This is a genomic window from Pseudidiomarina fusca (assembly GCF_032227045.1).
Classification (GTDB): domain Bacteria; phylum Pseudomonadota; class Gammaproteobacteria; order Enterobacterales; family Alteromonadaceae; genus Pseudidiomarina; species Pseudidiomarina fusca.
The window spans coordinates 1-15,832 of the sequence record NZ_JANFPJ010000039.1 but is presented as its reverse complement, the minus strand read 5'-3'; the positions used below and the strand labels follow the sequence as shown (position 1 = coordinate 15,832).

Annotated in this window: 11 protein-coding genes; all 11 read right to left on the bottom strand. The window is 46.6% G+C overall.

Features of this window, described 5'->3' with window-relative positions:
• Positions 1-103: 103 nt before the first annotated feature.
• Positions 104-2,227 carry an elongation factor G gene (gene fusA, locus NOG12_RS12125; protein ID WP_313933392.1) on the bottom strand — a complete coding sequence of 708 codons (2,124 nt, stop codon included), beginning with the start codon at positions 2,225-2,227 and terminating at the stop codon, positions 104-106.
• Positions 2,228-2,254: 27 nt separating this feature from the next.
• Entirely contained in the window at positions 2,255-2,725 is a 471-nt protein-coding gene (gene rpsG, locus NOG12_RS12120; RefSeq protein ID WP_110077031.1) for a 30S ribosomal protein S7, read from the bottom strand.
• Between the two features lie 75 nt (positions 2,726-2,800).
• Complete coding sequence (gene rpsL / locus NOG12_RS12115) at positions 2,801-3,175, bottom strand: 30S ribosomal protein S12 (protein WP_034777283.1); 375 nt, start codon at positions 3,173-3,175, stop codon at positions 2,801-2,803.
• 401 nt (positions 3,176-3,576) lie between these two features.
• A complete protein-coding gene (gene rpoC / locus NOG12_RS12110) occupies positions 3,577-7,806 on the bottom strand; it encodes a DNA-directed RNA polymerase subunit beta' (protein ID WP_313933391.1) in 4,230 nt (1,409 codons plus the stop codon).
• Between the two features lie 35 nt (positions 7,807-7,841).
• Positions 7,842-11,870 (bottom strand): DNA-directed RNA polymerase subunit beta, encoded by a 4,029-nt coding sequence (rpoB, locus tag NOG12_RS12105; protein WP_313933390.1) that lies wholly within the window; start codon positions 11,868-11,870, stop codon positions 7,842-7,844.
• 218 nt (positions 11,871-12,088) lie between these two features.
• A complete protein-coding gene (rplL, locus tag NOG12_RS12100; protein ID WP_110077034.1) occupies positions 12,089-12,463 on the bottom strand; it encodes a 50S ribosomal protein L7/L12 in 375 nt (124 codons plus the stop codon).
• Positions 12,464-12,516: 53 nt separating this feature from the next.
• Positions 12,517-13,035 carry a 50S ribosomal protein L10 gene (rplJ, locus tag NOG12_RS12095; RefSeq protein WP_110077039.1) on the bottom strand — a complete coding sequence of 173 codons (519 nt, stop codon included), beginning with the start codon at positions 13,033-13,035 and terminating at the stop codon, positions 12,517-12,519.
• Between the two features lie 236 nt (positions 13,036-13,271).
• On the bottom strand, positions 13,272-13,961 hold the full coding sequence (gene rplA, locus NOG12_RS12090) for a 50S ribosomal protein L1 (protein WP_313933389.1): 690 nt from the start codon (positions 13,959-13,961) through the stop codon (positions 13,272-13,274).
• A 1-nt stretch (position 13,962) separates the two neighbouring features.
• A complete protein-coding gene (rplK, locus tag NOG12_RS12085; RefSeq protein WP_110077036.1) occupies positions 13,963-14,394 on the bottom strand; it encodes a 50S ribosomal protein L11 in 432 nt (143 codons plus the stop codon).
• 306 nt (positions 14,395-14,700) lie between these two features.
• Positions 14,701-15,246 carry a transcription termination/antitermination protein NusG gene (gene nusG / locus NOG12_RS12080; RefSeq protein ID WP_110077037.1) on the bottom strand — a complete coding sequence of 182 codons (546 nt, stop codon included), beginning with the start codon at positions 15,244-15,246 and terminating at the stop codon, positions 14,701-14,703.
• Positions 15,247-15,249: 3 nt separating this feature from the next.
• Positions 15,250-15,630 (bottom strand): preprotein translocase subunit SecE, encoded by a 381-nt coding sequence (secE, locus tag NOG12_RS12075; RefSeq protein ID WP_110077038.1) that lies wholly within the window; start codon positions 15,628-15,630, stop codon positions 15,250-15,252.
• Positions 15,631-15,832 lie beyond the last annotated feature (202 nt).

Below are 15,832 nucleotides of genomic sequence, written 5' to 3'. Positions count from 1 at the left end.
GTTAACGTGCGGTTTGGAACGTTCAAATTTTTCTTTTGCCATGACTTTTCCTTAACTTAAGTTAAAAGCCCGGTCCTTGGTAGAGAACCGGACCAGACTCTACTTAATCTTTAGTTTGACGAGCAGCAATAACCTGCTCAGCAATGTTGTTTGGTGCTTCAGCGTACTTCAAGAATTCCATTGCATAAGATGCACGGCCCTGAGTCTGCGAGCGCAGGTCAGTAGCGTAACCGAACATTTCTGATAATGGAACTTGTGCACGAACTTCTTTCAAACCACCAGGGCCATCTTCCATACCTTCGATGATGCCGCGACGACGGTTCAAGTCACCTACTACGTCACCCATGAAGTCTTCAGGGGTAACAACTTCAACTTTCATCATTGGCTCTAACAGAGCTGGACGCGCTTGTAATGCACCTTTTTTGAAGGCCATGCTACCAGCAATTTTAAATGCCATTTCTGATGAGTCAACGTCGTGGTATGAACCATCATACAGAGTTGCTTTAACGCCTAGAACTGGGTAGCCAGCAAGTACACCATTTTGCATCTGCTCTTGGATACCTTTATCTACCGCAGGGATGTATTCCTTAGGAACCACACCACCAACAACTTCGTTCACGAACTGATAGTTCGGAGCTTCATCATCGTTTGCGTCAAACTCCATTGGCTCGATACGTAACCAAACGTGACCGAACTGACCGCGACCACCTGATTGACGTACGAACTTACCTTCAACTTCCACTTTCTGACGGATAGTTTCACGGTAAGCAACCTGAGGTTTACCTACGTTACATTCAACTTTGAACTCACGCTTCATACGGTCAACGATGATGTCTAGGTGAAGCTCACCCATACCAGAGATGATGGTTTGACCCGTCTCTTCATCAGTTTTAACGCGGAACGATGGATCTTCAGCAGCCAATTTACCTAAAGCGATACCCATTTTTTCTTGGTCAGCTTTGGTTTTTGGCTCTACTGCAACAGAGATTACTGGCTCTGGGAATTCCATACGCTCAAGCGTAATGATGTGGTTAGGATCACACAAGGTGTCACCAGTAGTCACATCTTTCAAACCGATAGCTGCAGCAATGTCGCCCGCCAAGATCTCTTTGATCTCTTTACGGTCGTTTGCGTGCATCTGTACCATACGGCCGATACGCTCACGCTTGCTCTTCACAGGGTTGTACACGGTATCGCCCTGAGCTAGAACACCCGAGTAAACGCGCAAGAAGGTCAAAGTACCCACGAATGGGTCAGTCGCGATTTTAAACGCCAATGCTGAGAACGGCTCGTCGTCAGATGACTTACGCACGCCTTCAGATTCGTCGTCTAAGATACCGCGAATTGCTTTAACTTCAGTTGGTGAAGGTAAGTATTCAATAACAGCGTCAAGCATCGCTTGAACACCTTTGTTTTTGAACGCAGAACCACACAAGCAAAGAATAATTTCGTTGTTCAGGGTACGTTGACGTAAACCAGCTTTGATTTCAGCTTCAGTCAACTCACCGCCTTCAAGATACTTATTCATCAACTCTTCGTTGGCTTCAGCAGCAGCTTCAATCAACTCGTTGTGCATTTCTTCAGCTTGCTCAAGCAATTCAGCTGGAATCTCTTCATAAGTGAAGGTCATGCCTTGGTCGGCTTCATTCCAGTTGATCGCTTTCATTTTCACTAAGTCAACAACGCCTTTGAAGTTTTCTTCAGTGCCGATGTTTAAGTGAATTGGCACCGGAGTAGCTGCCAAGCGAGTTTTGATTTGACCAACAACACGCAAGAAGTCTGCACCAGTACGGTCCATCTTGTTCACGAACACCATACGAGGTACTTCGTATTTGTTCGCTTGACGCCATACTGTTTCAGTTTGCGGCTGTACGCCTGATGATCCACACAAAACAACCACAGCACCGTCAAGTACACGCAGTGAACGTTCTACTTCGATAGTGAAGTCTACGTGTCCTGGAGTATCGATAACGTTGATACGGTGTTCAGGGAACTGCTGGTCCATACCTTTCCAGAATGCAGTAACAGCAGCTGAGGTGATAGTAATACCACGCTCTTGCTCTTGCTCCATCCAGTCGGTAGTCGCGGCACCGTCATGAACCTCACCTAATTTGTGAGACAGACCAGTGTAGAACAACACCCGCTCAGTGGTGGTTGTTTTACCAGCGTCTACGTGAGCACAGATACCGATGTTACGGTACCGCTCAATCGATGTTTGTCGAGCCATAAATTCCTCTTTGGGTTGCTTGTGTTATTACCAGCGGTAATGAGCAAACGCTTTGTTCGCTTCGGCCATGCGGTGAACGTCTTCACGTTTCTTCACTGCAGAGCCTTTGTTTTCTGATGCATCTAACATTTCACCTGCTAGACGCTGAGCCATGGATTTTTCACCCCGAGTACGCGCAGCATCAACTAACCAACGCATAGCCAGTGCATTGCGGCGAACAGGACGTACTTCGATTGGTACCTGATAGGTAGAACCACCTACACGGCGAGATTTAACCTCTACCGTAGGACGTACGTTGTCCAGCGCAGTTTCAAAAATTTCTAAGTGGTCTTTACCTGACTTAGTAGCCAGGATGTCTAACGCACCGTAAATAATCTTTTCAGCGACAGATTTTTTGCCGTCAACCATGACGACATTGATAAATTTAGCCAACAACTCTGATCCGAACTTAGGGTCCGGAAGGATTTTACGTTGACCAATGACGCGTCTTCTTGGCATCTCAATATTCTCCGATTAATTCAGGGTTTAACCCAAAACTTTAATTAACAGTTTGGCCTTACTAACGGAGAACCGTTAAGACTTAGGCCGTTTCGCGCCGTACTTAGAACGAGCTTGGCGACGATCATTTACGCCAGCGCAGTCTAATGCACCACGAACTGTGTGATAACGAACACCTGGCAAGTCTTTTACACGACCGCCGCGGATAAGTACGACTGAGTGTTCTTGCAGGTTGTGACCTTCACCACCAATGTACGAAGATACTTCGTAGCCGTTGGTCAAACGTACACGGCATACTTTACGCAGTGCTGAGTTTGGCTTTTTAGGGGTAGTAGTGTAAACACGGGTACATACGCCGCGTTTTTGTGGGCAAGCCTCAAGTGCCGGAACGTTGCTTTTAACAACCGGCTTTTGACGACCTTTGCGCACCAGCTGGTTAACTGTTGCCATTCATAACTCCTGATTGTGTTGATGTCGCTCAACAGAATGAAAAATCCAAAATTCCCCCGATTAGCTTACTTAGTTTAGATCATAAAAACCGATCCACGGGCTAAGCGCCCTAATATGGGGAGGCCGAATTTTAATGGTCAATAATTGGACTGTCAAGGAAAAGCGTAAGATCAATGACCTTTCGACGCCTCATGGTAGCTAGGTTTTGCGTCAATTAAATGACACAAGGCTAGGCTTTTGGGTGGCTATTCACCAAGTTAGAGCAGCCCTGAAGAGTTTTAGCAGAACTCTTACATGGCCTATCGCTCTTGTCGTTACATTTAATAAAAAGGCCAGTCATTTAGACTGGCCTTTTGAGGTGCTGAGGCTACTGACTAACAGTAACCCAAGCGTACTAACACTTATTCAGCTGCATCATCACTATCGATGCTGGCATTCAAGGCGTCAGCTAATTGCTGCTCGGCTTCTTCCGCTGTTACTTTTGGAGCTTCGAATGCAACCGCTGCTTCTGCACGTTTACGTGCACGCTCACGGTGGTATGCGAAACCAGTACCAGCTGGAATTAAGCGACCCACAATAACGTTCTCTTTCAAGCCACGTAATGGATCTTGCTTACCTTGTACCGCTGCTTCGGTTAATACGCGCGTAGTTTCTTGGAACGACGCTGCCGAAATAAACGATTCAGTCGACAATGATGCTTTGGTAATACCTAACAGCTGACGCTCGTAGGTTGCTGGCATCTTACCTTCAGCTTCTGCTTTCGCATTGGCCGCAAGTACTTCAGACAGCTCCATCATTTCGCCTTCAAGCAACTCGGTCTCACCTGGGCTTAGGATAATTGCTTTACGCAACATCTGCCGCACGATGGTTTCGATGTGCTTATCGTTAATCTTAACACCTTGTAAACGGTAAACTTCTTGAACCTCGTTCACAATATAGTTCGCTAACGCGCTAACGCCACGTAAACGTAAGATATCGTGTGGAGCTTCTGCACCGTCGGCAATAACTTCACCCTTAGTTACCTGTTCACCCTCAAAGATATTGAGCTGACGGTACTTAGGAATCATCTCTTCGTACTGATCACCACCGTCCATTGGGGTAATAATCAAACGACGCTTGCCTTTGGTTTCTTTACCGAAACTAACGGTACCTGAAATTTCCGCCAAGATTGCCGGCTCTTTCGGACGACGTGCTTCGAACAAGTCAGCAACGCGCGGTAGACCACCGGTAATATCGCGTGTTTTTGAGCCTTCTTGTGGAATACGTGCAACCGTGTCACCCACTTTCACTTCGGCATTGTCTTCAAGGTTGATAATCGCATTACCTGGCAAGAAGTACTGGGCCGGCATGTCGGTACCAACGATATTCACGTCGTTACCTTTCGCATCCACCAACTTCACCATCGGCCGCATGTCTTTACCAGAGCTGGTACGCTGACCGGCTTCTAGGACAACAATGCTCGACAAACCGGTAAGATCATCGGTTTGACGGGTCATGGTAACGCCATCAATCAAGTCAACAAACTTCAGACGACCTGCTACCTCAGTGATGATTGGGTGCGTATGCGGATCCCAATTCGCCACGATTTCGCCGGCTTCAACCGTTTCACCTTCGTTCTTCTTCAATACCGCGCCGTATGGCAGTTTATAGCGCTCGCGCTCACGGCCAAACTCATCAATTAAGGTCAGCTCGGTTGAACGTGAGGTGATAACAATGTGGCTGTCTGAGTTTTCAACGTATTTCGCGTTGTGTAACTTCAGCACACCTTTGTTCTTCACTTGCACGTTGTTCGCTGCAGAGTCTCGTGATGCCGCACCACCGATGTGGAACGTACGCATGGTTAACTGAGTGCCTGGCTCACCGATTGACTGAGCAGCGATAACACCTACTGCTTCACCTTGGTTCACCAAGTGACCACGCGCTAGGTCGCGACCATAACAGTTAGCACACACACCAAAGTCAGTGTCACAGGTAATAACTGAGCGTACTTTTACTTGGTCGACAGAGTTTTGCTCTAACACGTCACACATCTTCTCATCGAGCAGCGTGTTACGCGGAATCAATACATCGTCGGTACCAGGCATTAGCACGTCGTCACACACAACACGACCTAATACACGCTCACGCAATGGCTCTACAACATCACCACCTTCAATCAACGGCTTGATGTAGAGGCCTTCTTCGGTACCACAATCGTCTTCAACGATAACAACGTCTTGTGCTACGTCAACCAAACGACGAGTTAGGTAACCCGAGTTAGCTGTTTTCAGTGCGGTATCCGCCAAACCTTTACGAGCACCGTGAGTTGAGATGAAGTACTGAAGTACGTTCAAACCTTCACGGAAGTTAGCAGTGATTGGGGTTTCGATGATTGAGCCATCTGGCTTCGCCATCAAACCACGCATACCAGCTAACTGACGAATCTGTGCCGAGCTACCCCGAGCACCAGAGTCAGCCATCATATAAACCGAGTTAAATGACGCTTGCTGCTCTTCTTCGCCTTGAGCGTTGATCACGGTTTCTTTCGATAAGTTGTCCATCATTGCTTTAGACACTTTTTCGTTGGCCGTAGACCAGATATCGATAACCTTGTTGTATTTCTCACCAGCGGTTACCAAACCTTGCTCAAACTGCTCTTGAATTTCTGCTACTTCTTCTTCTGCTGCATCGATAATGTCTTTCTTAGCAGCAGGAATAACCATGTCATCAATACCAACTGACGCACCAGCAATCATTGCATAGTGGAAACCGGTATACATGATTTGGTCAGCAAAGATAACCGTTGGCTTCAAACCTAGGTCACGGTAAGAACGGTTCAATAAACGACCGATTTGTTTCTTACCCATAGGCTGGTTGATCATCTCAAACGGCATACCTTCTGGCAAAATCAGTGACAAGATGGCACGACCAACGGTGGTGTCATAGATGGTAGAGGTATGTGTACGCTCACCTTCTTCACTGATATGTACTTCGGCCAGACGCACTTTTACGCGAGCGTGAAGTGCTGCTGCACCGGCACGATAAGCTTTCTCGGCTTCTTTGGCATTTTTAAAGATCATGCCTTCGCCAGGAGCGTTAATTTTATCGCGCGTCATGTAGTAAAGACCCAAAACAACGTCCTGTGAAGGAACGATGATAGGATCACCACTAGCTGGTGACAAAATGTTGTTGGTTGACATCATCAACGCGCGCGCTTCAAGTTGCGCTTCTAACGTTAATGGTAAGTGAACCGCCATTTGGTCACCGTCAAAGTCCGCGTTATAAGCCGCACACACCAATGGGTGCAACTGAATCGCTTTACCTTCAATCAGGACCGGCTCGAACGCCTGGATACCCAAACGGTGCAAGGTTGGTGCACGGTTTAGCATCACTGGGTGTTCTTTGATCACTTCGTCTAGCACGTCCCAAACTTCTGGGATTTCGCGCTCAACCATTTTCTTCGCTGCTTTGATGGTAGTAGCTAAGCCACGACCTTCTAACTTGCCATAGATAAACGGCTTGAATAGCTCAAGGGCCATTTTCTTCGGTAAGCCACACTGATGCAGACGTAACTTAGGACCTACAGTAATTACTGAACGGCCTGAGTAATCTACGCGCTTACCAAGCAAGTTTTGACGGAAACGACCTTGCTTACCTTTGATCATGTCAGCCAAAGATTTCAATGGACGCTTGTTGGTGCCAGTAATAGCACGGCCACGACGACCGTTATCCAACAAGGCATCAACCGCTTCTTGCAGCATACGCTTTTCGTTGCGAACAATAATGTCCGGCGCAGCTAGGTCTAACAAACGCTTCAAACGGTTGTTACGGTTGATTACACGACGATATAAATCGTTCAAATCAGAGGTCGCAAAACGGCCACCGTCAAGTGGTACCAACGGACGTAAATCTGGTGGCAACACAGGCAATACTTTTAAGATCATCCACTCTGGCTTATTGCCTGAGTAATGGAATGATTCTAATAGCTTAAGGCGTTTGCTGATTTTCTTACGCTTGGTTTCAGAATTGGTTTCTGGCAACTCTTCACGCAATTGCTTGATATCGCCTTCAATGTCGATGTGTTGTAACAACGATAGTACCGCTTCGGCACCCATCTTAGCTTCAAACTCGTCGCCATGCTCTTCAAGCGCGTCTAAGTAGTCTTCTTCAGACAGGATTTGACCACGCTCTAACGAAGTCATGCCTGCTTCAGTAACCACATAAGATTCAAAATACAGCACGCGCTCGATATCACGCAGAGTCATATCAAGCATCAAACCAATGCGGCTTGGCAGTGATTTCAAGAACCAGATATGCGCAACTGGGCTAGCAAGCTCAATGTGACCCATACGCTCACGACGTACTTTAGTGAGGGTAACTTCAACGCCACACTTCTCACAGATCACACCGCGGTGCTTCAAGCGCTTGTACTTTCCACACAAGCACTCATAGTCCTTCACCGGGCCGAAAATGCGCGCACAGAACAAACCATCACGCTCAGGCTTGAACGTACGATAGTTGATCGTTTCTGGCTTTTTCACTTCACCGAAAGACCAGCTGCGGATCATGTCCGGAGAAGCAAGTCCGATGCGAATCGCATCGAACTCTTCAGTCTGGTTTAACGGCTTTAAAAACTTTAATAAGTCTTTCACGATTTATCTCCTGGCAATTAGCGTCCGGTGGTGTCTCAGTCTTGGTCCAACTCAATGTTGATACCAAGTGAGCGGATTTCCTTCAGCAATACATTGAAGGATTCCGGCATACCTGCTTCCATCCGCAGATCGTTGTCGACAATGTTTTTGTACATCTTGGTACGACCGTTTACGTCGTCCGACTTCACTGTCAACATCTCTTGCAGAGTATAAGCAGCACCGTATGCTTCCAGTGCCCACACTTCCATCTCACCAAAACGCTGACCACCGAATTGCGCTTTACCACCCAACGGCTGCTGAGTAACCAAGCTGTACGAACCGGTAGAACGGGCGTGCATCTTGTCATCAACCAAGTGGTTCAATTTCAGCATGTACATGTAACCTACGGTTACATCACGCTCAAAACGCTCACCAGTACGGCCGTCATATAAAGTAATCTGACCTGATTCTGGTAAATCAGCTAGCTTCAACAAGTCTTTAATTTCGCGCTCTACAGCACCATCGAATACAGGTGTTGCAGTAGGTAAGCCCTTCTTCAGGTTATTTGCCAAGCGCATTACCTCGTCATCGCTGAAGTCATCGATATCAACTTCTTGACGAGTTTCGCCCAACTCATAAACCTTCTTCAAGAACTCACGCATTTCGGCTACTTTAGCGTGCTGTTTCAGCATGTTCTCAATTTTGGTACCGATGCCGCGTGCGGCCATACCCAAGTGAGTTTCAAGGATCTGGCCAATGTTCATCCGCGATGGTACGCCCAACGGGTTCAACACGATATCAACCGGCACGCCGTGCTCATCGTGTGGCATATCTTCAACTGGCTGAATAGTTGAGATAACACCTTTGTTACCGTGACGACCAGCTAACTTATCACCAGGCTGAATACGACGGCGTACAGCTAGGTAAACTTTAACGATCTTCAACACGCCCGGTGCCAAGTCATCGCCTTGCTCGATCTTACGACGCTTGTTCTCAAACTTAGCGTCGAAATCATTACGAATTTCTTCGTATTGCTGAGCAATTTGTTCTAGCTGCTGCTGAGCGTCTTCGCTCTTCAGGTTCTGCGTTAACCATTTGCTTTGCTCAAGGCTAGCTAGCTTCGATTCATCGAAACCGTTCGCTAACAACAAGCTACGTGCACGCTCAAAAATACCTTTCTCAAGGATCTTGAACTCGTCAGTTAAGTCTTTCTTAACTTGCTTCAGTTGCATCTCTTCGATGTCTTTAGCACGCTTGTCTTTCTCTACCCCATCACGGGTAAATACTTGAACGTCGATAACAGTACCGGTAACGCCGTTTGGCACACGCAGTGAGCTATCTTTAACGTCTGAAGCTTTTTCACCAAAAATAGCTCGCAACAACTTCTCTTCTGGAGTCAGCTGGGTTTCGCCTTTTGGTGTTACTTTACCTACTAGAATGTCACCGCCTGATACTTCAGCACCAACGAATACAACACCTGAGTTATCAAGTTTGTTCAGCGCTGATTCACCTACGTTAGGGATATCGGCAGTAATTTCTTCAGCACCTAACTTAGTATCACGCGCCACACAGTTCAGTTCTTGAATGTGAATGGTGGTTAAACGGTCTTCTTGTACCACTCGTTCTGAAATCAAAATCGAGTCTTCGAAGTTGTAACCGTTCCATGGCATGAAGGCCACGCGCAAGTTTTGTCCAAGTGCTAATTCCCCCATATCGGTTGACGGGCCATCAGCTAGCACGTCGCCGCGCATTACTGGCTCGCCTACGTTAACCGTAGGGGTTTGGTTAATACAGGTGTTCTGGTTAGAACGCGTGTATTTAACCAAGTTGTAGATATCGATACCGGCTTCGCCTGGTACCATCTCTTCTTCATTAACTTTTACAACAATACGGCTGGCGTCGACTTTATCAACCACACCACCACGTTTTGCTACAACCGTCACCCCTGAGTCTACTGCTACGGTACGTTCAATACCGGTACCTACTAACGGCTTATCGGCACGTAATGTTGGTACTGCTTGACGTTGCATGTTCGCGCCCATCAAGGCACGGTTAGCATCGTCATGCTCAAGGAATGGAATTAAGCTTGCCGCAATCGATACGATCTGCTGTGGCGCTACGTCCATATATTGAACTTGCTCTTTTGACATCAGAGTAAATTCGTTTTTGTGACGACAAGGTACTAGGTCATCAACTAACTCACCTTTATCATTCAGGGTAACGTTAGCCTGGGCGATAACAAAGTTACCTTCTTCAATCGCTGACAAATAGTCTACTTCGTCGGTGACTGCACCATTCTCAATCCGGCGGTACGGAGTTTCTAAGAAACCGTACTCGTTGGTACGAGCAAAGGTAGATAGCGAGTTAATCAAACCGATGTTTGGACCTTCCGGAGTTTCGATTGGACAAACCCGACCGTAATGGGTTGGGTGTACGTCTCGAACCTCAAAGCCGGCGCGCTCACGCGTAAGACCGCCTGGACCTAAAGCAGAAATACGACGCTTGTGCGTGACTTCTGACAATGGGTTGTTTTGGTCCATAAACTGTGACAACTGGCTTGAACCGAAGAACTCTTTAACGGCCGCGCTAATTGGCTTGGCATTGATCAGATCTTGCGGCATGGTGGCATCTAAATCACCAAGGCTTAGGCGTTCTTTAACTGCACGCTCTACCCGTACCAAGCCCACGCGGAATTGGTTTTCGGCCATTTCGCCAACCGAACGAATACGACGGTTACCTAAGTGATCGATATCATCGACGATATCTAAGCCATTACGGATGTCGATAAGCTTTTTCATCACATCAATAATGTCTTCTTTAGTAAGCACACCTGCACCGGTTAAGTCTTCACGACCTAAACGACGGTTGAACTTCATCCGACCGACTGACGATAAATCGTAACGGTCTTCGCTGAAGAACAAGTTTTCAAACAAGGTTTCTGCTGCATCTTTAGTGGGCGGCTCGCCCGGACGCATCATGCGGTAGATTTCTACTAACGCCTCTAAACGAGTATTAGTAGAGTCAATGCGCAAGGTCTCGCTCATGTATGGACCATGATCAAGATCGTTAACAAACAAGGTTTCAAATTTCTTGAACCCTGCTTCACGCAGTTTGGCCAACAATTCAAGGGTTAACTCAGTGTTTGCCGGCGCAATAACCGTGTCAGTGCCTTTTTCTTTGTAATCTTTAGCAAGAACTTTACCGACCAGATATTCTAATGGAACTTCCATTTCTGGGGTGTTCAGGTTAGCGATTTGGTTGATATGGCGCGCAGTAATACGACGACCTTTCTCAACAATCACATCACCTTCATCGTTCTTGATATCAAATTTGGCAGTTTCTCCACGCAGGCGCTCAGGCACCAATTGCATGAATACTTTTTTGTTGCGGAATTGGAAATAAGTAGTCTCGAAGAACATCTCTAAGATTTCTTCGGTATTGTAATCCAAGGCACGCAAAATGATCGATGCCGGTAATTTACGACGGCGATCGATACGAACGAATACGTTGTCTTTCGGGTCAAATTCAAAATCTAACCAAGAGCCACGATACGGAATCACACGAGCGTTATACAACACCTTACCCGATGAATGGGTTTTCCCTTTGTCGTGATCATAGAACACGCCAGGAGAGCGGTGTAGCTGAGAAACGATAACACGTTCAGTACCATTGATAACAAAGGTACCGTTGTCGGTCATCAATGGGATTTCGCCCATATAAACTTCTTGCTCTTTCATGTGCTTAACGGTGCCAGCCGCAGCTTCTTTATCATAGATAACTAAGCGCAGTTTCACCCGCAATGGAGCAGAGTATGTGATGCCACGAATTTGACATTCTTGTACGTCAAAGGTCGGCTCACCTAAGTGATAGCTCACGTACTGCAATTCCGAATTACCTGAATAGGCGGTAATTGGAAATACTGAGCGAAATGCCGCTTCCAGACCGTTATTGCCTTCTGGATCCGGCTCGATGAATTTTTTAAATGAATCTAATTGGATTGACAGCAGGTATGGCACTTCAAGTACATGAGGCCGTTTACCAAAATCCTTACGAATACGTTTTTTCTCAGAGTAGGAGTACGCCATGGGGTTCCTCAGCTAGCTGATTGATGACCCTAACCACCGGAGTAGGAGTCGATGGTTAAAAACAAACTACTTAAAGCTTGTCGTTCCCGTTTTTGTCACCGCGAGCATGCACCCCAATAACGGGCAAAAATGATACATGCTTTACAGCGCAAAAAGGCTGGTAGCAATATTGCCACCAGCCCTAGGCCTAAAAGGCCAAGTTATGTAAGTGGTTAAACTTACTTAACTTCAACTTCCGCACCAGCTTCAGTCAATTCTTTAGCAAGTGCTTCTGCGTCTTCTTTGCTGATGCCTTCTTTAACAGCAACAGGTGCAGACTCAACCATATCTTTAGCTTCTTTCAAGCCAAGACCGGTTGCGCCACGTACTGCTTTGATAGCAGCAACTTTGTTAGCGCCTGCAGCTTTCAAGATTACGTCAAATTCAGTTTTCTCTTCTGCAGCTTCAGCAGCTACAGCTGGGCCAGCAGCTACTGCAACAGCAGCAGATGCGTCAACACCGAATTTTTCTTCAGCTGCTTCAATCAACTCTACCAATTCCATAACTGGCATTTCAGCGATTGCATTCAAAATATCGTCTTTAGTAAGAGCCATAACTCTAAACTCCTGGGTTATAAATTACAAAAAAATGGTTATAAAAACCGCTTCTATTTAGCGTCTTTAATTGCCGACAACACACGCACAAACTTAGTAGGTACTTCGTTAATTGTACGAACGAACTTACTAACAGGCGCTTTGAAGGTTGCAAGCAATTTCGCCAATGCTTCGTCGCGAGTCGGAAGTGAAGCAACTGCTTCAAGCTTATCTGCACCCATCAAACCGTTACCGATTGATAGAGCAGTTACTTTAAGGTGCTTGTTCTGTTTAGCGAAATCTTTGAACAAACGCGCAGCAGAGCCAGGCGCATCCAAAGAGAAGCCGTAGACCAAAGGACCTACAAGTGCCGCATCCATGTCACCAAATTTCGTGTCAGCGAACGCACGCTTAGCTAATGTATTCCGAATAACTTTCAGATACACGCCTTGCTCACGAGCTTGACGACGAAGTTGGGTCATGTCCGCAACTTCCATACCACGATACTCAGCAACAGCGACGGATAGAGCGTTTGAAGCAACTTCGTTAATTTCTTTAACGATTGCCTTTTTTGCTGCTAAACCTAGTGCCACTAGTATCACCTCTTTTTTTGACCCTTTGCGAAAACGCGCCGGGTCATCGTTACACATAGGCAGAAAACCACATTCTGCCACGTTGTCACGGTGAATCTCTTACCCAGAGAGTCTGAGTCGGATATCACCATCTGCGCAGGAAATTAAGTGTCGCTTTAAATCCCGAAGGATGGTCTCGCGATACACCTGCGGTCTTGGATGAGAGCGTTAGCTCCAACCCATAAACCTTTGAAATCTTAGCTTAACGTGCTTTGGTCGATGGCTACGCCAGCGCCCATAGTGGTTGATAAGCTAACTTTCTTAATGTATTGACCTTTAGCTGAAGAAGGCTTAGCTTTCTTCAGAGCAGCTAATAGAGATTCTAAGTTCTCTTTTAACTTATCGTTATCGAAATCAACTTTACCGATAGTAGCATGGATAATACCAGCTTTATCGTTACGATAACGGATCTGACCAGCTTTAGCGTTTTGTACCGCAGTAGCTACGTCAGGAGTTACGGTGCCAGTTTTAGGGTTTGGCATCAGGCCACGTGGACCTAAGATTTGACCCAGCATACCAACCACACGCATAGCGTCTGGAGAAGCGATAACAACATCAAAGTTCATCTCGCCTTTCTTGATTTGCTCAGCTAAGTCTTCCATACCTACTAAATCAGCACCAGCTGCTTTAGCTTTTTCTACGTTAGCGCCGCTAGTGAATACTGCAACACGAACGTCACGACCAGTACCGTTAGGTAGTACAGTAGCACCACGAACGTTTTGGTCAGATTTACGAGCATCGATACCCAGATTTACTGATACATCAACGCTTTCTTTGAATTTAGCAGTTGCCAATTCTTTCAACAGGTTGATCGCTTCGTTGATTTCATAATCACGAGCTTCAACTTTCTCACGGATCAGACGAGCGCGTTTAGTTAACTTAGCCATCTTATAGACCCTCCACTTTCAAGCCCATTGCGCGAGCAGAGCCGGCAATAGTACGTACTGCTGCTTCAAGACTAGCCGCTGTTAAGTCAGGCTCTTTGGTCTTAGCAATTTCTTCTAACTGAGCTACAGTTACAGTACCAACTTTATCAGTGTTTGGACGGCCTGAACCACTCTTAATGCCTGCTGCTTTCTTCAACAAGAAGGCTGCTGGAGGAGTTTTAGTGATAAAGGTGAAAGAACGGTCTTCAAAAACGCTGATTTCAACAGGAACCGGAGCGCCTTTTTCAAGTTCGCCAGTTGCTGCGTTAAACGCTTTACAGAATTCCATGATGTTCACACCGTGTTGACCCAATGCTGGACCTACCGGTGGTGATGGGTTAGCTGCACCAGCTGCTACTTGCAACTTGATGATAGCTTTTAACTTCTTAGCCATGTTTTAGCCTCTTGGTTGCGGGTCTAACGCCTCGTAAGTCTAAGAGTTGACTTACTCTAACGGCTCCCCAATATAAAAAGGAGGCGAATTATAGTCTTATTCGCCCCTGATTGCAACTAACGAAGTGCGTTTTTCGTACACTTCGTTCTTCGTTGTTCGTACACTTCGTTGTTCGTACACTTCGTTGTTCGTACGCTGCGCTGTTCGTGGTTCGTGCGCTTTGCTGTTCGGGGTTCGGGGTTCGAGCAGTGCGAAGCACGGACGAACAGTGAACGAAGTGAACGGACGAATCACGAATAACGGCTGTTACGCTTTTTCTACCTGGCCGAACTCAAGCTCAACCGGCGTGGCGCGACCAAAGATAGAGACCGATACTGTTAAGCGGCTCTTGTCGTAGTCTACGCTTTCTACGGTACCATTGAAGTCAGCAAACGGACCGTCATTAACCCGTACAACTTCGCCCGCTTCAAACAAGGTTTTTGGCTTAGGCTTATCAACCGAGTCTTGCAGGCGATTCAGAATAGTGTCAGCTTCTTTTTGCGTGATTGGAATCGGACGCTCTTGCGTTCCGCCAATAAAACCTAGTACGCGTGGGATAGATTTGACCAAGTGCCAAGCAGCTTCATCCATCGCCATTTCGACTAGTACATAGCCTGGGAAGAATTTGCGTTCGCTTTTCGCACGCTTGCCCGCTTTCATTTCCACAACTTCTTCAGTTGGTACTAAGACTTCACCGAATTTGTCTTCCATACCGTGCATTTTGATATGCTCGCGCAGAGACTCAGCAACACGCTTCTCAAAACCAGAGAATGCTTGAACCACGTACCAACGTTTTTTAATTTGCTCTGCCATTGATTAAAACTCCAATCCGGTAAAGAAGCCAACGACACGAACTAAAATCGCATCCATGCCCCATAAGATTAAAGATACAATTGCGGTCGCAACAACAACAATAATAGTAGTTTGAGTAGCTTCTTGACGCGTTGGCCAAACTACGCGACGAACCTCTGTGCGGCTTTCTTTAGCAAAGCCACGGAACCGACGGCCTTTCGAGGTCATGCCCGCAATAACACCTGCGATAACAACCAACAGCACAACAGCAATCGCACGATAAAGTACTGATACTTGTTCTGTGTAGTAATAGTTACCAAGGACTGCGGCAGCAAGTAAAACGATAGCGACTAACCATTTTAAGGCGTCGAACGAGCTGCTTTGCGTTTCGGTGTTTGCACTCATTATTTAATCCTGTAATTGAAAAAACTCGTTATTCGCTATTCGTCCGTTCGGTCTCGCCTCACTTTTCGTCCGCTCACTAAGTTCGCTTTTCTAACCGCGAACAACAAAGTGAACAAACAGCGCAGCGGACGAAACACGAACAACGCTTTGAATTTGTTGGCAGGGGTGGAGGGATTCGAACCCCCAACCGTCGGTTTTGGAG